This is a genomic window from Porphyrobacter sp. ULC335 (assembly GCF_025917005.1).
Classification (GTDB): Bacteria; Pseudomonadota; Alphaproteobacteria; order Sphingomonadales; family Sphingomonadaceae; genus Erythrobacter.
In genome coordinates, this window is sequence record NZ_CP078091.1 from 601,556 (window position 1) to 621,117 (window position 19,562).

A 19,562-nucleotide genomic window follows, 5' to 3' on the forward strand; every position below is an offset into this window, starting at 1 on the left:
GCGAGTGAAGGTCAGGCCGTTCAGCGTCCCTGAATGGCTGTTCATCTTTCGACCAAAGCCTGACCCCGCCCGACGATGAACGCCTCTGCTAGTGGTCATCGCCGGGCAGGGGCGTTATCGCTGCCCGGCATAATGACGATGACCATGACCAGCGACGCCATCCCCGGCGAGCCCGCCGCCACCGTGTCTTTCCGCACGGTGCTGTTGTCGATGGTGGTGCTGTGGGCGACCTATTTCGCGCTGACCACCTTCCGCAGTCTGGTGATGGACTTCGGCCTGCAGTTCGAACTCGGCTGGCGGCGGCTGATGGTGACCGGCATTGGCGTGCTTCTGACACTGGTGCTGTGGCTGCTGCTGCGCCTGTTCGACAACCGCCCGCTGTGGCTCAAGATTTCCGCCGCGATTGCCTTTGCCTTCCCGGTCGCCCTGGCGATCGGGCAGGTCAACCAGTGGGTGTTCAAGGACATGGAGCTGGCGCAGGAGAAGCTCTACGCCAAGAAGTACAACATCAACCTGCGCCGCGATGAAAGCGGGAACCTGCTGGTCGATGTGCCGGTGCGGCGGGTCAGCCCGGCCGGGCCGGGCAGTGACGCGGATGCCACGCGTGAAGAAGTGGTCGGATCCGAGGCGGTGATGATCGCGCCTGCGGAAACCTACTCCGATTTCTGGCGCAAGCTGCTCGACGTCGCGCTGGGGCGGTATTTCCTGCTGCTGGCATGGGCATCGACCTATTTCGCGCTGCTGGCGGGTGTGCAGGCGCGTGCGGCACAGCGGCGCGAGGAACAGTTCCGCTCTGCCGCCAAGGCCGCCGAGCTGCTGTCCCTGCGCTATCAGGTGAACCCGCATTTCCTGTTCAACACACTGAATTCGCTATCCGCACTGGTTATGACCGGCCGGGCCGACCGTGCGGAGAAGATGATCCAGACGATCAGCCGCTTCTACCGTCACAGCCTCGCCAATGAACCGACCGCCGATGTTGCGCTGCTGGACGAGTTTGACCTCCAGAAGCTTTATCTCGATATCGAGACTGTGCGTTTTCCCACGCGGCTGGTGACGGTGTTCGACCTGCCGCCCGATCTGGAGGAAGCCCGCGTGCCGGGGATGATCCTGCAACCACTGGTCGAGAATTCGGTGAAATATGCGGTCTCGCCCGTGTCGCGTCCGGTTACGATCACGCTTGCCGCGCGCGAGGAATTCGACCGGTTGGTCATCACCGTCGGCGATGACGGACCCGGCGTGCCGCAGGGCACCACCCACGGTTTCGGCATCGGCCTGGCCAATGTCCGCGACCGGCTGGAGGCGCGCTTCGGCCCCGATATCGGCTTCAGCTCCGCCCCTGTGCCGGGCGGCTATTGCACGGAAATCCGTATTCCCTTGTCGCGACCCATCAACCACCAGACAAACCGCCATGCATGATAGCGAAACCGAAGACACCGCACTGCGGACCCTGATCGTCGATGACGAGCCCCTTGCCGTCGAGCGGGTGCAGGTCATCTGTGCCGAAATCCCATCCGTGCGCGTGGTCGGCACCGCGAGTGATGGCGCCGCCGCGCTGCGGCTGGCGGAAAAGCTCGCACCCGACCTCGTCCTGCTCGACATGACCATGCCCGAAATGGACGGGCTTGGCGTGGCGCGGCATTTTGCCGAGCAGTCGCAATCGCCGGTGGTGATCTTCGTCACCGCGCATGATCACTTCGCGGTCGAAGCCTTCGATCTGGAAGCGGTCGATTATGTGCTGAAGCCCGTCTCTGCCGACCGGCTGGAGCGCGCGATCGAGCGTGCCGTCGCCCGCCGCGGCCAGCGCCGCCAGAAGGCCAGCCGCCATCTCGACGAGCTGTGGGTGCCGCACCGGTCGGAACTGCTGCGCATCGCGGTCAGCGAAGTGCACCAGATCGATGCCGAGCGCGATTATGTGCGCCTGCATGTCGGCGGTGCGGAGGCGGGGCGTTCCTACCTCCTCCTCCAGACCATCGCGGGGCTGGAGGAACGGCTCGATCCCGAACAGTTCATCCGCATCCACCGCTCCACCATCCTGCGCCGCGATCATATCCGCGGGTTGCGGCACGATGGCTTGGGCGTGTGGTCGGCGGAACTGGTCAATGGCGAGGCGCTGCGCATCGGCCGCACCTATCTGGCCCGCGTCAAAGCCATGGCGGGACGGTAGAGTCTTTGTTTGCGTGCCACCTTCGGTGGCGCAGACCACCCGCCCCGCAGTTCGCGTCAGCGAATCCAAATAAAAAACGGCCCGAACCCCAGGGACTGGAAGGGTTCGGGCCGTATGGCCTGCGCGTTGAGTTAGGCGCAGGACGAAACGTGCGCGCGGTTCAGCCGCCGCGCTGCTCGTTCGAGATCAGTGCAGCGACCTGCTGCTTGGCATTGCTGCGGGCCTTGGCGAGGCAGGCCAGCGCCTCCTGGCTCATCACCCGCGAACCAGTGGTCGGGCTGGTCGTCCGGCAAACCGAACGCACTGCCTTTTCCACGCGCTGGTCGAGCGTGCGCTGACCGGCGGCAGTGCCGAGATCGAGGTCGTTCGTGGGGACCGAAATGGTCATGTGCTGCATATCGCCGCCAGTGGCCGGGCCGGCGAAGGCAGGGGAAGCGACAGCACCGGCAAGGCCAAGCGCCGCAAGCGTGTGGGTGATTGTTTTCGCAAGGGGTTTCATCTCTCTATCCTCCAAAAGCAGGGACTTGAGATCGGGCGGGGGGTCCGATCCGGGGGGTCAAGTGTCCTGCCGAAACCCCTGATACGACGCTGCTGACCCCTGCGCATTCGACCTTCGATGAAGCCGCTTGCGCCGCTCGACGGGCGGACAGGCCGGATGACCAATGGTGTTGGCCGGGCGACAAATGGCGGTTTCCAATCGACCGGCGCAGCGCCATAGTGCCGCCATGAGTTGGGCGACGGTCATCATCTTCCTGCTGGGAATCGCCAACTTCGCGATCAACCGTGCGGTGTTCGATCGCGGACACCCGCTATTCGCGCGCCTGCCGCAAGCCAGCCAGACACTCGGCCAGCGCGCGGCGCTTGCCAGCGAGTTCGCGGTCCTGTTCTTCGCGCTGCTGCTCTCGGTCGAAGGCTGGCCGGGCTATGCCTGGGCCTATGCGGTCTACACCGCCGTCAACGCGGGCGCTGCGTGGCTTATCCTTACCCGGCGGGTATAGGGCCGCCATGCCAACCCGCCTGTTCCATATCAGCGATGTCCATTTCGGGGTGGAAGACCGCGCCGCTCTCGACGCCGTGGCCGGAGCGGTCGCGGCCGAGCGGCCGGATGCAGTGGTCTGCACCGGCGATCTGACGCAGCGCGCCAAGCATTCCGAATATGCCGCCGCGCGCGAGTGGTTCGCCGCGCTGGGCGTGCCTGTGGTGCTCGAGCCGGGCAATCACGACATGCCCTATTACAATCCGTGGGAGCGCTTCACCGATCCTTTCCGTCGCTACGAACGCCTGCGCGCGGCGGTGAGCGGCGGGTTTGAATCCCCCGACGTGGTGTTGGTGCCGCTGCGCACGACGGTGCGCGCGCAAACCCGCTTTCCATGGTCGGACGGGGTGGTGAAGCCCACCGCCCTCAACGCGGCGCTTGCCTTGATGGAGGCGCTGAAGGGCGATCCGCGCACGATTATCGTCATCGCCCACCATCCGCTGCTGGGTGACGAGGGCAAGCCGCACAATCCCACGATCGGCGGCGATACTGCTTTCGCCCGGCTTGCCGCTGCGGGTGCCCATGCGGTGATCTCTGGCCATGTCCATGTCCCCTTCGATCAGCAGCGCGCATGTGGCGGCCAAGCAATGCGGATGATCGGGACGGGCACGCTATCGACCCGCCTGCGGCATGATGCGCCGGCGAGCTGGCGGGTGATCGACTGCGCGCCGGGCGGTGCCATCGAAACCCACCTGCGGCTGGTGGGTGCGGGCGCACCATCGGTAATCTGACCGGGGGCTGTCTTAACCTTTTCTCTATTGCCGGTCTTAAGACTTTGTTGGTGATAAGGGCCTGCAGGCTCGGGATGCGTGTGCGTGCAGGCACTTTCCTGCCGTGCCCTGTTAACCGGCAAGCCGCCAATTGGGCGGCGTGTTCCTGTTTTGGGGAATGGCTATGGAGATGATCAAGGCGTTGACGCTCGGCGCGATCCTGTCCGCGACGATAGCGCTGGTGATTGGGTCGCAGGGGTCCAGCGGCGGGGCACTGGCGATCCACATGGCGCATATCGCCGATTTCAAGCTGTACTGGTCGTGGCCGATCTTCCTGTCCGGCAGCGGACTATCCTTCGGGCTCATGCTGATGCAACGTTAGGCTCCGGGTTTCCCCCCTAAGCGGTCGCAAGACGCGGAGGCGCGTGGCAAAACAAAAGGGCGGCTCCCTTGCGGGGCCGCCCTTGATGTTTCCGGAAACCGGAGTTTGGCTTTTGGCGGTTCGAGAAATGCCCCGGAAGCGCGATTAGCGCTTCGAGAACTGGAAGCTGCGGCGGGCCTTGGCCTTGCCGTACTTCTTACGCTCGACCACGCGGCTGTCGCGGGTCAGGAAGCCTTCTGCCTTCACGGCCGAACGCAGTTCCGGCTCGTACTTGGTGAGCGCCTGGGCGATGCCGTGCTTCACAGCGCCGGCCTGACCCGAAAGCCCGCCGCCGCGCACGGTGCAGACCACATCGTACTGACCGGTGCGGTCGGTGATGGTGAAGGGCTGGTTGATCACCAGACGCAGCGTCGGACGCGCGAAGTAGGTTTCCTGATCGCGGCCGTTGATGGTGATCTTGCCGGTGCCCGGCTTGACCCACACGCGGGCAACCGCATCCTTGCGGCGGCCGGTGGCGTAGGAACGGCCCTGTGCGTCGATTTCACGGTCGCGCAGCGGCATGGCCACGCGGGCGATCTCGGCAGCGTCGCCCTGCGGCACGCCGGCGGCGATGTCCTTGAGGTCGGCCAGGTCGGACACGGTGGTGGTTTCATCAGACATTATGCGGCCACCTTGTTCTTGCGGTTCATGGAAGCGACGTCGAGCACCTGCGGCTTCTGGCCGTCATGCGGATGCTCGGTCCCGACATAGAGGTGCAGCGCGCGCATCTGGTCACGACCGAGGGGGCCGCGCGGAATCATACGCTCGACAGCCTTCTCAAGCACGCGCTCGGGGAAGCGGCCGCCCAGCACCTTGGCCGGGGTCGTTTCCTTGATGCCGCCGGGGTGACCGGTGTGCTTGTAATAGATCTTGTCGGTCGACTTGTTGCCGGTGAACTTCACCTTCTCGACATTGATGACGATCACGTGATCGCCGCAATCAACGTGCGGGGTGTAGGTCGGCTTGGTCTTGCCGCGCAGGATGTTGGCGATGATCGCGGCCAGACGGCCGACGACGAGGCCATCGGCATCGATGATGTGCCAGTTCTTTTCGACCTCGGCCGGTTTGATCGACCGGGTCTGCTTGGTGAGCGCCTTCATGGCATGTATCCTTGGTTCGAAACTGTCTGCCGGGAGAATGTCCGGGAGAATCGCCCCCGCCGATCATGCGACCGAGCGGAGAAGTGGGGCGCAAATGTCGCCGACACCCGTCAAAGTCAAGCAAAAGCGCCATTTCGCGATACGGTAAAATAATACCGCTAGCCCGAAACGGCTCCGGTCAGCCATGCGAGCGTTGCCGGATGGGCCTCATCGACACGCCAGCCAAGGATCGCGGGCGTGTCGTAGGGATGCAGCTCACCGAGCCGCTCGACCACGTCATCCAGTCGCTCGGCGGTGGTCTTGAACAGCACTGCGGTCTCAGTGCCCGAAGCGCGGGCACCCTCCCAGACAAACCGGGATTCGATCGTGCCGAGGATATTGGCGCAGGCGATCAGCCCTTCATCGAGCAGCGTGTCGGCTGCGGCGCGAGCGCTCTCGATGTCAGGAAAGGGGCACCAGACGAGAGCGGCACCCATCAGGCGGCGGCTCCGCCCTGCCGTGCAACCCCGTCGCTATGCATCGCCCACACTGTTGCTGCGACCGTCAATGCGCCGACCAGCTGGTGCGACGCGGCGATCCACAGCGAGACGCCGCTCATCACCGTGGCAATGCCCAGCAATACCATCGTCCCGAAGGCGGTGTGCACGGCAAGGCTGGCGAACCTGTCAGACTTGCGCACCCGGCGCGCCAACCACACCAGCGCGGCGACCGCGATCCACGCCCACGAGCGGTGCAGGAAGTGGAGCAGGAAGGGATCATGGGTCAGTGACCAGAACACGCCGCGCGACCAGTCCAGCTCCGGCACCAGCCGCCCGTTCATCAGCGGCCAGTCATTGGCGGCAAGGCCTGCATTCAACCCCGCTACCCACGCGCCGAGCAGCAGCTGGATGAACAAAACGCCCGCCACCAGCGCAGCCCCGGCGGTCAGCGGCGCAGGGCGGGCCGTGTCGTCCCGCGCGAGCCGCCGCAAATCACGCGACGTCCACACCAGCCCCGCCAGCAGGAACAGCGCCGTCAGCAGATGCGCGGACAGGCGGAAGTGGCTCACGTCGGTAAGGTCGGTCTCGCCCACGCCCGAGGACACCATGTACCAGCCGAGCGCGCCCTGACCGAGGATCAGCGCAAACATCGCCGCCAGCCGCAGGCCGTAGCCCGCCGGGATCGCCCGGCGCAGCGCGAAGACGATCAGCGGCAGCAAAAAGGCCAGCCCGATCACGCGCCCGAGGATGCGGTGGAACCATTCCCAGAAGAAGATGAACTTGAAGGCGGCAAGGTCCATCCCGGCCGGGCCGCTCTCCATCCGGTACTCGGCGGTCAGCCGGTACTTGGCGAATTCGGCCTGCCATGCCGTCTCGTTCAGGGGCGGGAGAATGCCGCTGACGACGTTCCATTCGGTGATCGAAAGACCGCTCTCGGTCAGCCGCGTGATCCCGCCGACGACGACGATCATCACCACCAAAAAGGCGACAATCTCGAGCCAGCGGGCAATCGCCAGCGGACGGGCGCGGGTGTGGGGGGCGGGCCGGAACAGGTTCGACACGGAGGCGGACGTAGCCATGATCGGCGCTCTTTGTGCCCGCGCGACCGCTTTCGCAAGTCCGTTTGCCGCAAAGGCCTATGCGGTGGGTGCAAGTCGTCCTTGCACAATGTAACAACATTACATATGTGCGGTCACAGCATGCCCCAAAATGCCCTCCCTCCCGCGAGTCGAAGCTCGCTGCGCCCCACGCTGCGCCGCCGACTCGATCAGATCGGGATTGGGCTGGCAGGCCTGTGCGCGGTTCACTGTCTGGCGACGCTGGTGGTGATCTCGACACTCGGTTTCGGTGGGCACTTCCTGTTTGACGAGAGCATCCACCGCGTCGGCCTGGCGCTGGCGCTGGGCGTGGCAGCCGTGGCGATCGGCTGGGGCCTGCTCCGCCACGGACGGTTGCTGCCCTTCACCATTGCGCTCGGGGGCCTGCTGCTGATGGCGGCTGCGCTGATTGTGCCGCACGGGGCGAACGAATTCCTGCTCACCCTGCTGGGGGTTGCGCTGGTATCGGCCGGCCACTTGATGAACCTGCGCGCCGCGCGCTGAGCCCCTGCCTAAATCTCGTGGTTGCACCCTGTGGGCGAGCGCCTATGTCTCGCGCATTATGAACACCTCCAAGAGCATCACCCTCAACGGCGCGCCGCACCGTTCCGCCGCCACGACCATCGCCGATCTGGTCCGCGAGCTTGATCTTGCGCCCGAAAAGGTCGCGGTTGAACGCAATGGCGCAATCGTCCCGCGCTCGACTTTGGCCGAGGCCCCGCTGGCTGAGGGTGACACGCTGGAAATCGTGCATTTCGTCGGCGGGGGCGATCATGCCGCTGACACATGGACGGTCGCGGGGCGCACCTTCACCTCGCGGCTGATCGTCGGCACCGGCAAATACAAGAGCTTCGAGCAGAACGCGGCCGCCGTCGCCGCTTCGGGCGCGGAGATTGTCACGGTCGCGGTGCGGCGGGTGAACCTCAGCGATCCCAAAGCGCCGATGCTGACCGACTTCATCGACCCCAAAAAGATCACCTACCTGCCCAACACCGCGGGCTGTTTTACCGGCGAGGATGCGGTGCGCACGCTGCGGCTGGCGCGAGAGGCGGGGGGCTGGGATCTGGTCAAGCTGGAGGTGCTGGGCGAGGCGCGCACGCTCTATCCCGACATGCGCGAAACACTGAAGGCGACCGAGGTGCTGGCCAAGGAAGGCTTCCTGCCAATGGTCTATTGCGCCGACGATCCGATTGCGGCGAAGCAGCTTGAGGATGCGGGCGCGGTCGCCATCATGCCGCTTGGCGCGCCGATCGGATCGGGGCTGGGCATCCAGAACCGGGTGATGATCCGCCTGATCGTCGAAGGTGCGAAGGTGCCGGTGCTGGTCGACGCGGGCGTCGGCACGGCCTCGGACGCAGCCGTCGGCATGGAGCTGGGCTGCGATGGTATCCTGATGAACACCGCTATCGCCGAAGCCAAAGACCCGATCCGCATGGCCCGCGCGATGAAGCTGGCGGTGGAGGCGGGCCGCGAGGCCTATCTGGCTGGCCGCATGGCGCGGCGGATGTATGCCGATCCTAGCTCGCCGCTGGCGGGACTGATTTGATTGGATTCACGCGAAGACGCGAAGATCGTCGCGCTCGCGGCTCGTCAGGGCCACTAACATTAAGCCTTGCATGGTGTCAGTGAGCGGCCTCGCCGCATGACCCGACCTTTTCGCGCCTTTGCGTCTTCGCGTGAACAAAACACACCTAACCTTAAATTAACCATCCCGTGCGACGTTCTCCCCCGTCTGAAGGAGACACGCGCCATGATGATGTCGATTGCCGAAATGCGGGAATTTGCCGGGTTCGCTCCCTGCGAGCAGCGTTACATCAAGCGCAGTCTCGACATCGGCCTCGCCCGCACCGACGCCTTTCGGCGCTGGGGTCGCAGCGAGCATGAAAACACTGCGATCCGCCGGCAATATGTCGCCTATCAGGATCTCAAGACCCTGCGCGCGCTGATCCCCCAGGAGGGCACGCCGCAGGAGGTCGAGCGCTTTCTCGGCAAGCTGGTGCGCTGCGCCGCTTTCGATCTGGAACAGGAGCGGTTGGCGAGCTTCTCTGCCTTCCGCTTCCTCTACGAACGCCTGCTCGGCGCGCGGGTGCGGCCCTATCTTCCGGCCGCCTTCTGCGCCGCAAGCGCGCTTCCCGCGATCCGCCCGGAGCGCCGCAAATTGCTGCTGCAATCGCTCAGCGAAGCCGCCGCCACCGCGCCCGGCTGGTCCGAGCGCGAACCGGGCTTCTACCCCGAATATGTGGACGACTTCGAAGCGGCCTAATATTGGCGATGGGGATGGAGACGCCTTCCCCCTATCACCCCCCGGTCAAACGCTCGCTGAGTATCGCGGGCCACCAGACCTCAATCAGCCTCGAACCGCTGTTCTGGGACATGCTGAAGGCCGCCGCCACGCGCGAGGGGCTGGCGATTGCCGCCCTCGTCGCCCGGATCGATGCCGAACGGATCAAGTCCCCCACGCCCCCCGGCCTCGCCAGCGCGATCCGGGTGTGGTTGGTGGTGAACGCGCCGCCCGCTCAATCTGCCACGGGCTGAAGTCGCACGGCGCGGGCAACATAGCGGCCGGGAGCCAGCGCCAGCCGCACATCATCGCCCGGTGCCACCAACACGCGGTCAACCGGCACCGCATCGTAAGGTTCGCCTTCGCGAAACACCTCGACCACCCACGGCTCTCCGGTCGGGCGCAACGCAGGCGGGATCGGCACCGGATGCTGGCCGCCTGAAAACCGCCAATCGGGACGACCATGAAGAAACTTCACCGCCGGGTGATCAACATAGAGGTCGAACCACCCCTGCTTGTTGGCTGACGGCTGAGCGAGCCCGACCATGTCCGAACTGCCGCGACAATAGGTTTGGTCAATGGTCAGCGGGTCGATCCCGTGATCGCGCTTCAGGCGAGCGGCCATCCACGCATCGTCCCACCCGTCTTTTTCAATCACCACGGCTTCGCGAGCGTGGGAGTAACCGACGTGGACGATCAGCTTTTCCTCGGGTGCCATCGCATCCAGGATCGCAGCGAGATTCTGCGCCTGCTCGATCTCACGGTCGCGGATGTCGATGCGCCATTCCTCGTCTGTCGAAGCTTGAGGGCGGTCCGGATCGTACACCTGCTCGTAAGCGGCGAAGCGGTAGCCGAGGCGCTTGGCATCGCGCAGCATCGCGGCGAAGACGGGCTCACGGCTGTACCAGCCCAGATCCTGATGGATGTAGGGTAGCGCAGCATGAGCATCGACCACATCGGCACCGGGCTCGTCGGTGTTCGCGAAGGTCTCTGCCGCCAGCACGCTGTAGCCGAGCGGACGCAGCGCCGCGATCACTGTGCGGGTGAAGTCCCGGTGCTGCGTAACCGTGTGGCTTTCGTTGATGATAACGATACGATGCGTCTGCGCCGCATCCACGATCCGTGCGAGCACTTCGGCCTCGCCCTCGGCGCCCGGCGTCAGCGGCAGGCAGGGCGAGGAATCATATTCCTTCTTGCGCTGAGCCGCCAAGTCCTCGCGTCCGAGCATCGAGTAAGTCTGGGCCTTGCTCCCGCCCTGTTCGTCCATGGAGCCGGGATCGTCGTAGAGATAGGCCTGTCCCGTTTCCGACGCGTTGATTGGTGGCCCGGCCACCACCAGCTCCACCGCCGGATCGGCTCGATCCTGTGCGTGAAGCCCGCCCGCCAGCGCGACCAGCGCCGCCAGCATTGCGGGCCGCCGCATCAATCGTCGACCCGCTCGATATCCGCGCCGACGAGTTGGAGCTTCTCCTCCAGCCGCTCGTAGCCGCGGTCGAGGTGATAGAGCCGCCGCACGGTCGTCTCGCCTTCCGCGGCCAGCGCGGCGATGACGAGGCTCATCGAGGCACGCAGGTCGGTCGCCATGACTTCGGCGCCGGTCAGGCGGTCGACGCCCTTGACGATCGCGGTGCGGCCTTCGGTGGTGATGTCCGCACCCATGCGCGCCAGCTCGGGCACGTGCATGAAGCGGTTTTCGAAGATCGTTTCCTTCAGCACGCTCGCGCCTTCGGCCTTGCACAGCAGCGCCATCAGCTGCGCCTGCATGTCGGTGGCAAGGCCCGGATAGGGCGCGGTGGTCAGGTTGGTCGCCTTTAGTGTCCCGTCAGCTTTCACGGTGATGCTCTTGGCGTCCCACGTCACTTCGCAGCCGATGGCTTGCAATGCGTGGATCGTCGCCATCATGTCGTCAGCCTTGGCGCCTTCCAGACGGACCTCGCCTCCGGTGATCGCCGCCGCGCAGGCATAGGAGCCCGCCTCGATCCGGTCGGGCATGACGCGGTAGGTCGCGCCGTGCAAGCGCTTGACGCCGTGGATCGTGAGGTTGGAGGTGCCGATGCCCTCGATCTCCGCGCCCATCGCGGCGAGCATGTTGCACAGGTCGACAATCTCCGGCTCGCGTGCGGCGTTGAACAAGCGGCTGGTGCCGTTCGCCAGCACCGCGGCCATCAGCGCGTTCTCGGTCGCGCCGACGCTCACCACCGGGAAGTCGAAATCGCCGCCCGGCATGCCGCCATCGGGCTGGATCGCGCGGACATAGCCCGCTGCCAGCTCGATCTTCGCGCCGAAAGCTTCCAGCGCCTTCAAATGCAGGTCGATCGGGCGGTTGCCGATCGCGCAGCCGCCGGGCATCGACACGGTCGCCTCGCCGCTGCGGGCGAGCATCGGGCCGAGCACCAGGATCGAAGCGCGCATCTTGCGCACCAGATCATAGGGCGCGACGTTGGAGGTGATACGGGTCGCCTCAAGGCTCATCACCCGGCCGAAATCTTCCGGGCGCGTGCCCTGGATCACGGTGGTGACGCCGAACTGGTTCATCAGGTGCTGGAACCCGTCGATATCCGCCAGCCGCGGCAGGTTGCGCAGCGTCAGCGGTTCCTCGGTGAGCAGCGCGCAGGGAATGAGCGTCAATGCCGCATTCTTTGCGCCGGAAATGGGGATGGTGCCGGAAAGGCGGTTGCCGCCGCGGATGATCAGTTTGTCCATGCCTCGCAGCCTTAACGAAAAGCGCTTTTGGCGCAACTCGTGGTGCACGCTTCCGATCAATCATTGACCTCGGTTATGGCGCAAGGCACGGGTCCAGACGACGCGAGGCAACCGTCAGCAAGCAAAGAGGGCAGCAAATGTCTCCCAAACCGATCCGTAAGGCCGTGTTTCCCGTTGCCGGGCTCGGCACACGTTTCCTGCCCGCGACCAAGGTCGTGCCCAAGGAACTGCTGCCGGTCGTCGATCGTCCGCTGATCCAGTACGCCGTGGACGAGGCGCGCGAGGCGGGGATCGAGCAAATGATCTTCGTCACCGGTCGCGGCAAGACCGGAATCGTCGAGCATTTCGACATCGCCTTCGAACTCGAACAGACCATGACAGAGCGGGGCAAGGACCTCTCCGTGCTGGAATGCACCCGCGCAACGCCGGGCGATGTCATCGCGGTGCGCCAGCAGGTGCCGCTCGGCCTTGGCCACGCGATCTGGTGCGCTCGCGCAATCGTCGGGGACGAGCCCTTCGCGATCTTCCTGCCCGACGAGTTGATGGTCGCACGCGAAGGCGGCAGCGGCTGCATGAAGCAGATGGTGGAGGCCTACCACGAAGTGGGCGGTAACCTCATCTCCGTGCTCGAAGTGCCGATGGCGCAAGTCTCGTCTTACGGCGTGATCGATCCCGGCGAATCGCGCGGCGCGCTGACCGAAGTGCGCGGGCTGGTGGAAAAGCCCCCGGTGGCCGAAGCCCCCTCGAACAAGATCGTCTCGGGCCGCTACATCCTCCAGCCTGAAGTGATGCGTGTGCTGGAGAATCAGGGCAAGGGCGCGGGCGGAGAAATCCAGCTGACTGACGCGATGGCCAAGATGATCGGCACCCAGCCGTTCCACGCCGTGACCTTCGACGGCGCGCGCTATGACTGCGGAAGCAAGGTCGGCTTTGTCGAGGCGACGCTGGCAATCGCACTGGCGCGCGAGGACATGGGCGCCGAGGTGCGGGCGATTGCGCTCAATCTGCTGAAGTAACGCATCGGGGGCAACGTTTCCGCCGCCCCCTTTCGTCATTTACTCCGCTGCCTCGCCTGTCGGTGCATCATCGGCATCATTGTCGCGCGCGATGGCTTTTTGCTTGGCGGGCTTGGCCGGTGCGGGGGCGGGCTTTTCCGCCTCGGCGTCCGCCGCGCCTTTGACCAGACCCGACAGCGAGGAGCCGTCGAGCCCCAGCTCTTTCATCAGCCCGTCCAGCACCGGCGCCTGCGCGCGGTAGGCGAGGGCGGCTGACACGGCATCGCTGGCAAGGTTGCCCGAACCACCGCCTGCGCCGCCGCCTGATCCGTTGCCATCATTGGCCGCGCGGCCACCATTGGTGAGCCCGTCGACCTGCACGATCTTGATTGAATCGATCGCTTCCATCGGCTTGGCGCTTTCGCGGATGACTTCGGGCAAGACTTTCAGCAGCGCCAGCTTGGTCTGAAGCGAAATCTGGTCGTTCGAGAGGATGTTGGCCGCCTCGTTGATCGCCCGCTGACCCGCAGCTTCAACTTCGAAGCGCACCCGCGCGGCTTCGGCGCGGAGCTTTTCAGCCTCGGCCTCACCCGACGCTTCCAGCTTCAGCGCCTGAGCCCGATTGCTGGCGGCGTCCTTTTCCGCTTCAGCCTGTACCTTCACGCCGATGGCATCGCGTTCGGCCTGCTTGGCGGCTTCGATCAGCTCGATCTTCTTCTGACGCTCGGCGATTTCGCTTTCGCGCGCGGTGGTGACGCGTTCCTCGGCCTCGACCGCCTTGGCGCGCGCTTCATCAGCCTCGGCCTTGGCCTGGCTTTCCTCGCGCGACTTGTTCTGCACAGCAATCTGCTGCTCCTGCCGGGCGATTTCCAGCGCGCGCTGCTGGATGATGCGGGCCTCCTCGACAAGGCGGTCGGCCTCGATCTGCTGGGCATCGACCTGCTTCTTGGCCTCGATCTTGGCTGCATCGGCCTCACGATTGCGTTCGGCCTGTTCGCGGGCGATTTCGGCGGTCTGAGCAGCGCGACGCACTTCGACCTCGCGCTCCTGCTCCAACCGCGCATATTCCTGATCGCGCGCGATTTCGAAGCTGCGCTGGCTGGCTTCCAGGTTCTTTGTTTCGATCTGGACCCGGGTGTCCTGCTCGATATCGTTGCGCAGCTTCTTGCGCGCCTCGATCTGCTCGGTCAGTTTGGTCAGACCTTCGGCGTCAAACGCGTTGTTGGCGTTGAAGTGCTCGATCGAAGTCTGGTCGAGCCCGGTGAGCGAGACCGACTCCAGCTCCAGCCCGTTCATGGCGAGGTCGTTGGAGCTGACCTGTTGCACCTTCTGGACGAAATCGGCGCGCTGTTCGTGCAGCTCGTTCATCGTCATCCCCGCCGCGACCGAGCGCAGCGCGTCAACGAATTTGCCTTCGACCAGATCCTTGAGCAGATCGGGCTGCATGGTGCGCTGGCCCAGCGTTTGCGCGGCCATCGCAATCGCGGCGGCATCGGGACGCACGCGGACGTAGAATTCCGCCTTCACGTCGATCCGGAGCCGGTCGAGCGTGATCAGCGCCTCGGTATCGCGGCGCACCACCGGCAGCACCAGCGTGTTCATGTTGACCGGCATGGTTTCGTGGAACACCGGGAACACAAGCGCCCCGCCGTTCATCACCACGCGCTCTCCGCCAAGGCCGGTGCGAACGAAGGCGGTTTCCTTCGACGCGCGGCGGTAGAGTCTGGCAAGAAACGCGAGGGTGATGACGAGCAGCAGCAGCCCGCCGCCGACCATCACGCCGTATGTGATCAGATCCCCGGACGAGCTCACAACTTCCGTCGCCCCCGGATCAGCGGTTGTGGTCAAAGCCATCTGCGTTCCCCTTTAGCTATCCAGCCCCAACAGCGGGCTTTCATATTGCACGCCGTAGAAGATCTGCCCTTCGCGGCGCACCAGCAGGACGGTATCGCCTGCGTTGAATGCGAGTGTCTGGTCATGCGGTTCGACCATGACGAAATGGGCCTGCCCATGCACGTCAATCACCTTGGCGCGCGCGGGCGATCCGGCGCGGGCGGTGCCGATCTGGATTTCGGCATCGCGCCGGACCAGATCGTCGAGTTCGATCGCGGTAGTCTCATCCCTGGGAAGGATTGCGGCCAGCGGGCGCATGGCGATGCTGTTGAGCGGCAGCGCCGCCCCGCCCGCCAGCAGCGCGGCCCATCCGGCCGAGAGCGGCGCGCCGAGCATGCTTGTCAAAACCGATTGTCCGATCACGCCGATAGTGGCGAAGACAAAGAGCAGCGCCGCCAGCCAGATCAGCAGCGGCACGCGGCCCAGCCCCAGCAGCGTGGTCAGCGCCTCGCCAAGTCCGCCCATCTCGAGGCCATCGGCACCATTATCGCCAACGTCGAACTCGCCCGCGCCTTCGATGACTTCGGACACGCCGGTGAGTTGCAGCACGGCAATCACCGCGAGTGCGCCGAATGCGATCAGGAACGGCAGGTTATGCGGTTCAAGCAAGCTCACGCTGCCAACCCCGGCTGTGCAAGGCGAACATCAGATCCCATGGCCCGAAAGCTAGGGCAAATGGGGGCCAATCCATAGCAGAATCGGTCGATGCAATGCCGATTTCGGTCGATTTTTCAGGCTGCGGTGACCTTCAGCGGCAGTGTCTTGAGCCCGCCGACAAAGGTGCTGCTTGCCCTCTTCGCCTCGCCCGCGGGTTCCACCGCTCCCACCCGGTCGAGGATTGCCTCGAACAGGATCTTCATCTCCAGCCGCGCCAGGTGCAGGCCGAGGCATTGGTGCGCCCCCGCGCCGAACGCGAGGTGCCGGTTGGGCGAGCGGGCGGCATCGAAGCGGCGCGGATCGGGGAATTGCGCGGGGTCGTGGTTGGCGGCGACGTAGTTGATCATCAGCCAGTCGCCCTTCTTGATCTGTTGCCCGCCAAGCTCGCAGTCCTCGGCCGCGGTGCGCATGAAGTGCTGCACGGGGCTGGTCCAGCGGATCGCTTCCTCGACGATCCCGGGGAGCAGCGAGCGGTCAGCCTTGACCCGCGCCCATTGCTCCGGATCGTGCGCCAGCGCCTGCATCGCCCCGGCGGTGCTGGCCGAGGTCGTGTCGTGCCCCGCCGTGGCGACGATGATGTAATAGCCCGCCATGTCACGCGGGGGCAGCGGCTGGCCGTCCACCAGCGCATTGGCGATGACACTGGCCACATCGTCGGTCGGATGCTTGCGGCGGTCTTCGGCGATTCCGGCGAAGTAATCCTCGAAGGTCTTCACTGCGCCTGCGACGATCTGCACCACCTGTTCGGGCGTCATCTGGTCCATGCCGCTGCCCGACAGATCCTTGTCCTGCCCCCCGAACAATTGCTGGGTGAGCATCTGCATCCGGAATTCATCCTCCGGCGGCACGCCGAGGATTTGCATCACCACGCGCAAGGGATAGGGGCCGGAGACTTCCTTGACGAAGTCCACTTCGCCGCCCGAATCCTTCGAGCGCTCCAGCATCCGGTCGACCGTCGCCGCCGCCAGCGCGCGCAGCTCGCCTTCCAGCTTGGCGAGGTTCCTCGGCATGAACCATTCCTGGGTCAGCTTGCGGTATTTCGGGTGGATCGGCGCATCAAACACCACCAGCGAATCCACCAGCATGTTCGAGCCCGTAGCCGCGCGGCTGAATTCGATCGCCTGATTGAAGCTGAACACCACCGGGCGCGGGTTGTTGAGGAAGGCGGCGTTATCCTTGGATATCCGCATGACGTCGTCATAGGCGGTGACCAGCCAGAACGGCTCGAACAGCCCCGGCGTGTCCGGCTGCACCCGCGCCACCGGCGTGGACGCGCGAATATGGTCGAAGGTGTCGAGCAGCCCGTCCCATGCGGCATAGGCGTGCGGATCAATCACGCGGCGGGCAAGGTCGCCCGAAAGGACCGCGCCCCCGTCCTTGGCCGCGCTCACGCGGCGGCTTCTTTCGCCTTTGCCGCATATTCATCGCGCAGCTCGCGCTTGTAGAGCTTGCCATTGGCCTCGCGCGGCAGTTCCGGGCGGAAGTCGAACAGCTTGGGCATCTTGATCTTCGACAGGCTGGCGCTGAGGAAATCGCGCAACTCCGCCTCCAGCGCAGGCCCGGCATCCGCCATGTCCTTGGGCTGCACCACAGCCACGACCTGTTCGCCCAGATCAGGGCAAGGCGCGCCGATCACCGCCGCGTCCATCACCTTAGGATGGGTGACAAGCAGGTTCTCGATCTCCTGCGGGTAGATGTTTACGCCCCCGCTGATGATCATGTGGCTCTTGCGGTCGGTCAGGAACAGGAAGCCATCCTTGTCGAGATGGCCGATATCGCCCAGCGTCATCCAGCCTTGGGGGTGCATCGCCTCGGCGGTCTTGGCGGGATCATTGTGATAGGTCGGCAGGTTGACGTTTTCGAAGAAGATCAGCCCGTCCTGATCGGCGCCCAGCTCCTCGCCCTCTGGCCCGCAGACGTGGACCTTGCCGTGCACCGCGATGCCAACCGTGCCGGGCTTGGCGAGCCAGTGTTCGGACTTCACCAGCGTCATGCCGATCATCTCGCTGCCGGCGTAGTATTCGTTCACGATCGGCCCCCACCATTCGATCATGGCGCGTTTGATCGGCACCGGACAGGGCGCCGCTGCGTGGATCGCGCGCTGGTGGCTCGACAGGTCATAGCGGCTGCGCACTGCGGGATCGAGCTTGAGGAAGCGCACAAAGTGGGTCGGCACCCACTGGCTGTCGGTCACCTTGTAGCGCTCGATCGCCTTGAGGGCTTCCTCGGGTTCGAACTTCTCCATCATCACAACCGTCCCGCCGAGGCGGTGGACCACCGAGCACCAGCCGATCGGTGCGGCGTGATACAGCGGCGCGGGGGAGAGATAGATCATCGAGCCATCGGCCGGCATCCCCATGCCCATCGTCGCCAGACCGAGCAGCGGGACCGGCGCGGCGGGATCGGGATCTTCGGGCGGGGCGGGGCGAATGCCCTTTGGACGCCCGGTGGTGCCGCTTGAATAGAGCATCAGCAACCCGGCGCTCTGGTCCGGGATGGGATCGCTCGGCTGGGCGGCGAGTGCGGCGGCGAAATCTTCTGCATCGCCCGCATCCATGACGAGCACAGTGAGGCCGGGGCATTCCTTGCGGATATCGTCCAGCACGCCAGTAAAGTAGCCGCTGGTAATCAGCAGCTTCGCCTGCGCATCGCGGATGATATAGGCAGCCTCCGGCGCGGTCAGCCGCGAGGAGATCGGCACCAGCATGGTCCCTGCGCGCTGCGAGCCCCAGATCAGGGTGAAATACTCGATCCTGTTTTCCAGCAGCACCGCGAAGGCATCGCCCGCCTTGATCCCGTGCGCGCGCAGCAGGTGGGCGAAGCGGTTCGATTCCGCGTCCATTTCGCCATAGGTCATTTGCTTGCCCGATCCGGTCATGATGACGGCGGGATGATCAGGGCGGCGCGCGGCGTGCGCGATGGGGTGCATGGACATGTTCTCTCTCCCTTGCCGCTGCTGCGGCTTGGGGAGGAAATTACGCGAGGCGCGCCGCCCCGCAAGCAAAAACAGTATGGAAAATGCTACCCATTGATGCAGGCCATTGCAGCCGGTGTCATCGCGGGGTCATGGTGAGGCGTTAGCCCTGCGAACATAAAAAAAGGCGGCGGGTAAACCCGCCGCCCATGTTCGGACACCCTCTCCAATGTCCGGCCCGCTTTCGCGGGCAAGCTCGTGAAGCCTTACTCGCCGACCGTTATTCGCCACCTTGGCCGGTCAGACGAGCATCGCGGGCGTAGGCCAGCTGTGCTTCGCTCTCTACCATATACGGAATCGGATTGACTGCAAGACCCTCGACGCGAACTTCATAATGGAGGTGCGGACCGGTCGAACGGCCCGTCGATCCGACGTAGCCGATGAGGTCGCCCTTCTTCACATTGTCGCCCGCAGCAACCGCGAGGCGCGACAGGTGAGCGTAGCGCGTTTCCATCGAAGCGCCGTGGTTGATGCTGATGTAGAGGCCGTAGCTCGAATACCAGTCAGCGCGGCCGATCACGCCGTCAGCCGTGGCATAAACCGGTGTGCCGGTCGGCGCGGCAAGGTCAATGCCGGCGTGCTGGCGACGTCCGCCGAGAACGGGGTGGGTGCGCATTCCGAACCCGCTGGTGAGCGATGCGCCTTCAAGCGGCATGCGCGAAGGCACCGAGACGGCGCGCTGCGGGACGGGCGAGGAATAGGCGGTGACGACTTCGCCGGTGCCGACGGTGGGGCTGGTACGCTCGATCGCGGTCCAGCTGGCGAACAGCGACTTGAAACGGGTATCGCCGTTGTCGACGACTTCGCCCTGCGCTTCACGAACCGGCTCGACCATGTCGGCGCTGGTGGTGGCGGCGGAATTGGCGGTGTTGGCAAAGGCCGGAGCGGCGGCAGAAACCAGGAAAGCGGCGCAGCCCGACACAGCGAGCTTGAACACTTGGCGCACGGCAAATTTCATAACTGACCCGGTCCCGATTGCGGCCCCACTTGATAAGAGCGCCGTAGGAATGTTCCGGCACGTCTGATGCGCGCCTTTGCTGAAGTGTGGTTAT

At 65.0% G+C, this 19,562-nt stretch carries 22 protein-coding genes; 10 read left to right on the plus strand and 12 right to left on the minus strand.

Features of this window, described 5'->3' with window-relative positions; translation table 11 throughout:
- The first annotated feature begins 144 nt into the window (after nucleotides 1-144).
- A complete protein-coding gene (locus KVF90_RS02895; RefSeq protein ID WP_264393346.1) occupies nucleotides 145-1,416 on the plus strand; it encodes a sensor histidine kinase in 1,272 nt (423 codons plus the stop codon).
- A complete protein-coding gene (locus tag KVF90_RS02900; RefSeq protein WP_264393347.1) occupies nucleotides 1,409-2,164 on the plus strand; it encodes a LytR/AlgR family response regulator transcription factor in 756 nt (251 codons plus the stop codon). The genes KVF90_RS02895 and KVF90_RS02900 overlap by 8 nt, the downstream gene beginning before the upstream one ends.
- Before the next feature lie 160 nt (nucleotides 2,165-2,324).
- Here KVF90_RS02900 and KVF90_RS02905 read toward each other — a convergent pair whose 3' ends face one another.
- Nucleotides 2,325-2,663: a UrcA family protein gene (locus KVF90_RS02905; RefSeq protein ID WP_264393348.1), complete on the minus strand. Its 339-nt coding sequence runs from the start codon at nucleotides 2,661-2,663 to the stop codon at nucleotides 2,325-2,327.
- A 226-nt stretch (nucleotides 2,664-2,889) separates the two neighbouring features.
- Here KVF90_RS02905 and KVF90_RS02910 point away from each other — a divergent pair, with 226 nt between their 5' ends.
- The 3 genes from KVF90_RS02910 to KVF90_RS02920 all read left to right on the plus strand — a co-directional run bounded on the left by KVF90_RS02910 (nucleotide 2,890) and on the right by KVF90_RS02920 (nucleotide 4,292).
- Complete coding sequence (locus tag KVF90_RS02910; RefSeq protein ID WP_264393349.1) at nucleotides 2,890-3,162, plus strand: hypothetical protein; 273 nt, start codon at nucleotides 2,890-2,892, stop codon at nucleotides 3,160-3,162.
- A gap of 7 nt (nucleotides 3,163-3,169) precedes the next feature.
- A complete protein-coding gene (locus KVF90_RS02915) occupies nucleotides 3,170-3,931 on the plus strand; it encodes a metallophosphoesterase family protein (protein WP_264393350.1) in 762 nt (253 codons plus the stop codon).
- Nucleotides 3,932-4,094: 163 nt separating this feature from the next.
- Nucleotides 4,095-4,292, plus strand: a complete 198-nt coding sequence (locus KVF90_RS02920; protein WP_264393351.1) for a hypothetical protein — start codon at nucleotides 4,095-4,097, stop codon at nucleotides 4,290-4,292.
- Between the two features lie 144 nt (nucleotides 4,293-4,436).
- On the opposite strand, the gene rpsI is transcribed toward KVF90_RS02920, so the two are convergent.
- The 4 genes from rpsI to KVF90_RS02940 all read right to left on the minus strand — a co-directional run bounded on the left by rpsI (nucleotide 4,437) and on the right by KVF90_RS02940 (nucleotide 6,989).
- The gene (gene rpsI, locus KVF90_RS02925) at nucleotides 4,437-4,952 is read right to left on the minus strand and encodes a 30S ribosomal protein S9 (RefSeq protein WP_264393352.1); all 516 of its coding nucleotides are present in this window, start codon (nucleotides 4,950-4,952) and stop codon (nucleotides 4,437-4,439) included.
- Nucleotides 4,952-5,431 (minus strand): 50S ribosomal protein L13, encoded by a 480-nt coding sequence (rplM, locus tag KVF90_RS02930; protein WP_264393353.1) that lies wholly within the window; start codon nucleotides 5,429-5,431, stop codon nucleotides 4,952-4,954. Before rplM ends, rpsI begins: the two co-directional genes overlap by 1 nt.
- Nucleotides 5,432-5,589: 158 nt before the next feature.
- Nucleotides 5,590-5,907 (minus strand): divalent-cation tolerance protein CutA, encoded by a 318-nt coding sequence (gene cutA, locus KVF90_RS02935; RefSeq protein ID WP_264393354.1) that lies wholly within the window; start codon nucleotides 5,905-5,907, stop codon nucleotides 5,590-5,592.
- Nucleotides 5,907-6,989, minus strand: coding sequence for a COX15/CtaA family protein (locus KVF90_RS02940; protein ID WP_264393355.1), 1,083 nt, complete (start codon nucleotides 6,987-6,989; stop codon nucleotides 5,907-5,909). Before KVF90_RS02940 ends, cutA begins: the two co-directional genes overlap by 1 nt.
- Nucleotides 6,990-7,109: 120 nt before the next feature.
- Between KVF90_RS02940 and KVF90_RS02945 the strand changes: the two genes are divergently transcribed.
- The 4 genes from KVF90_RS02945 to KVF90_RS02965 all read left to right on the plus strand — a co-directional run bounded on the left by KVF90_RS02945 (nucleotide 7,110) and on the right by KVF90_RS02965 (nucleotide 9,542).
- Complete coding sequence (locus KVF90_RS02945; RefSeq protein WP_264393356.1) at nucleotides 7,110-7,511, plus strand: MerC domain-containing protein; 402 nt, start codon at nucleotides 7,110-7,112, stop codon at nucleotides 7,509-7,511.
- A 58-nt stretch (nucleotides 7,512-7,569) separates the two neighbouring features.
- On the plus strand, nucleotides 7,570-8,553 hold the full coding sequence (gene thiS / locus KVF90_RS02955) for a sulfur carrier protein ThiS (protein ID WP_319641049.1): 984 nt from the start codon (nucleotides 7,570-7,572) through the stop codon (nucleotides 8,551-8,553).
- A gap of 204 nt (nucleotides 8,554-8,757) precedes the next feature.
- Entirely contained in the window at nucleotides 8,758-9,270 is a 513-nt protein-coding gene (locus KVF90_RS02960; RefSeq protein ID WP_264393357.1) for a hypothetical protein, read from the plus strand.
- Nucleotides 9,271-9,284: 14 nt separating this feature from the next.
- A complete protein-coding gene (locus KVF90_RS02965; RefSeq protein WP_264393358.1) occupies nucleotides 9,285-9,542 on the plus strand; it encodes a ribbon-helix-helix domain-containing protein in 258 nt (85 codons plus the stop codon).
- Here KVF90_RS02965 and KVF90_RS02970 read toward each other — a convergent pair.
- Together KVF90_RS02970 and murA are read right to left on the minus strand one after the other, a co-directional pair.
- The gene (locus tag KVF90_RS02970) at nucleotides 9,524-10,711 is read right to left on the minus strand and encodes a hypothetical protein (protein ID WP_264393359.1); all 1,188 of its coding nucleotides are present in this window, start codon (nucleotides 10,709-10,711) and stop codon (nucleotides 9,524-9,526) included. The two genes, KVF90_RS02965 and KVF90_RS02970, sit on opposite strands and share 19 nt — an antisense overlap.
- On the minus strand, nucleotides 10,711-11,991 hold the full coding sequence (gene murA / locus KVF90_RS02975; RefSeq protein WP_264393360.1) for a UDP-N-acetylglucosamine 1-carboxyvinyltransferase: 1,281 nt from the start codon (nucleotides 11,989-11,991) through the stop codon (nucleotides 10,711-10,713). The genes KVF90_RS02970 and murA overlap by 1 nt, the downstream gene beginning before the upstream one ends.
- 137 nt (nucleotides 11,992-12,128) lie before the next feature.
- Here murA and KVF90_RS02980 point away from each other — a divergent pair, with 137 nt between their 5' ends.
- Nucleotides 12,129-13,007 carry a UTP--glucose-1-phosphate uridylyltransferase gene (locus KVF90_RS02980; protein WP_264393361.1) on the plus strand — a complete coding sequence of 293 codons (879 nt, stop codon included), beginning with the start codon at nucleotides 12,129-12,131 and terminating at the stop codon, nucleotides 13,005-13,007.
- 39 nt (nucleotides 13,008-13,046) lie between these two features.
- On the opposite strand, the gene KVF90_RS02985 is transcribed toward KVF90_RS02980, so the two are convergent.
- The 5 genes from KVF90_RS02985 to KVF90_RS03005 form a co-directional block, all read right to left on the minus strand.
- Nucleotides 13,047-14,762 carry a flotillin family protein gene (locus KVF90_RS02985; protein ID WP_264394642.1) on the minus strand — a complete coding sequence of 572 codons (1,716 nt, stop codon included), beginning with the start codon at nucleotides 14,760-14,762 and terminating at the stop codon, nucleotides 13,047-13,049.
- Between the two features lie 90 nt (nucleotides 14,763-14,852).
- A complete protein-coding gene (locus KVF90_RS02990) occupies nucleotides 14,853-15,494 on the minus strand; it encodes a YqiJ family protein (RefSeq protein ID WP_264393362.1) in 642 nt (213 codons plus the stop codon).
- A 116-nt stretch (nucleotides 15,495-15,610) separates the two neighbouring features.
- Nucleotides 15,611-16,927 carry a cytochrome P450 gene (locus KVF90_RS02995; protein ID WP_264393363.1) on the minus strand — a complete coding sequence of 439 codons (1,317 nt, stop codon included), beginning with the start codon at nucleotides 16,925-16,927 and terminating at the stop codon, nucleotides 15,611-15,613.
- The gene (locus KVF90_RS03000; protein WP_264394644.1) at nucleotides 16,924-18,465 is read right to left on the minus strand and encodes an acyl-CoA synthetase; all 1,542 of its coding nucleotides are present in this window, start codon (nucleotides 18,463-18,465) and stop codon (nucleotides 16,924-16,926) included. The genes KVF90_RS02995 and KVF90_RS03000 overlap by 4 nt, the downstream gene beginning before the upstream one ends.
- A gap of 265 nt (nucleotides 18,466-18,730) precedes the next feature.
- On the minus strand, nucleotides 18,731-19,468 hold the full coding sequence (locus KVF90_RS03005) for a M23 family metallopeptidase (protein WP_264393364.1): 738 nt from the start codon (nucleotides 19,466-19,468) through the stop codon (nucleotides 18,731-18,733).
- Between the last annotated feature and the right edge of the window lie 94 nt (nucleotides 19,469-19,562).

Coding starts and splice junctions, on each gene's coding strand:
- KVF90_RS02910 (WP_264393349.1), top strand. CDS start 2,890: ATGAGTTGGGCGACGGTCATCATCTTCCTGCTGGGAATCGCCAACTTC.
- KVF90_RS02895 (WP_264393346.1), top strand. CDS start 145: ATGACCAGCGACGCCATCCCCGGCGAGCCCGCCGCCACCGTGTCTTTC.
- KVF90_RS02940 (WP_264393355.1), bottom strand. CDS start 6,989: ATGGCTACGTCCGCCTCCGTGTCGAACCTGTTCCGGCCCGCCCCCCAC.
- KVF90_RS02960 (WP_264393357.1), top strand. CDS start 8,758: ATGATGATGTCGATTGCCGAAATGCGGGAATTTGCCGGGTTCGCTCCC.
- KVF90_RS03000 (WP_264394644.1), bottom strand. CDS start 18,465: ATGCACCCCATCGCGCACGCCGCGCGCCGCCCTGATCATCCCGCCGTC.
- KVF90_RS02915 (WP_264393350.1), top strand. CDS start 3,170: ATGCCAACCCGCCTGTTCCATATCAGCGATGTCCATTTCGGGGTGGAA.
- murA (WP_264393360.1), bottom strand. CDS start 11,991: ATGGACAAACTGATCATCCGCGGCGGCAACCGCCTTTCCGGCACCATC.
- cutA (WP_264393354.1), bottom strand. CDS start 5,907: ATGGGTGCCGCTCTCGTCTGGTGCCCCTTTCCTGACATCGAGAGCGCT.
- KVF90_RS02980 (WP_264393361.1), top strand. CDS start 12,129: ATGTCTCCCAAACCGATCCGTAAGGCCGTGTTTCCCGTTGCCGGGCTC.
- KVF90_RS03005 (WP_264393364.1), bottom strand. CDS start 19,468: ATGAAATTTGCCGTGCGCCAAGTGTTCAAGCTCGCTGTGTCGGGCTGC.
- KVF90_RS02920 (WP_264393351.1), top strand. CDS start 4,095: ATGGAGATGATCAAGGCGTTGACGCTCGGCGCGATCCTGTCCGCGACG.
- rpsI (WP_264393352.1), bottom strand. CDS start 4,952: ATGTCTGATGAAACCACCACCGTGTCCGACCTGGCCGACCTCAAGGAC.
- KVF90_RS02905 (WP_264393348.1), bottom strand. CDS start 2,663: ATGAAACCCCTTGCGAAAACAATCACCCACACGCTTGCGGCGCTTGGC.
- KVF90_RS02965 (WP_264393358.1), top strand. CDS start 9,285: ATGGAGACGCCTTCCCCCTATCACCCCCCGGTCAAACGCTCGCTGAGT.
- KVF90_RS02970 (WP_264393359.1), bottom strand. CDS start 10,711: ATGCGGCGGCCCGCAATGCTGGCGGCGCTGGTCGCGCTGGCGGGCGGG.
- KVF90_RS02985 (WP_264394642.1), bottom strand. CDS start 14,762: ATGGTCGGCGGCGGGCTGCTGCTGCTCGTCATCACCCTCGCGTTTCTT.
- thiS (WP_319641049.1), top strand. CDS start 7,570: ATGAACACCTCCAAGAGCATCACCCTCAACGGCGCGCCGCACCGTTCC.
- rplM (WP_264393353.1), bottom strand. CDS start 5,431: ATGAAGGCGCTCACCAAGCAGACCCGGTCGATCAAACCGGCCGAGGTC.
- KVF90_RS02945 (WP_264393356.1), top strand. CDS start 7,110: ATGCCCCAAAATGCCCTCCCTCCCGCGAGTCGAAGCTCGCTGCGCCCC.
- KVF90_RS02900 (WP_264393347.1), top strand. CDS start 1,409: ATGCATGATAGCGAAACCGAAGACACCGCACTGCGGACCCTGATCGTC.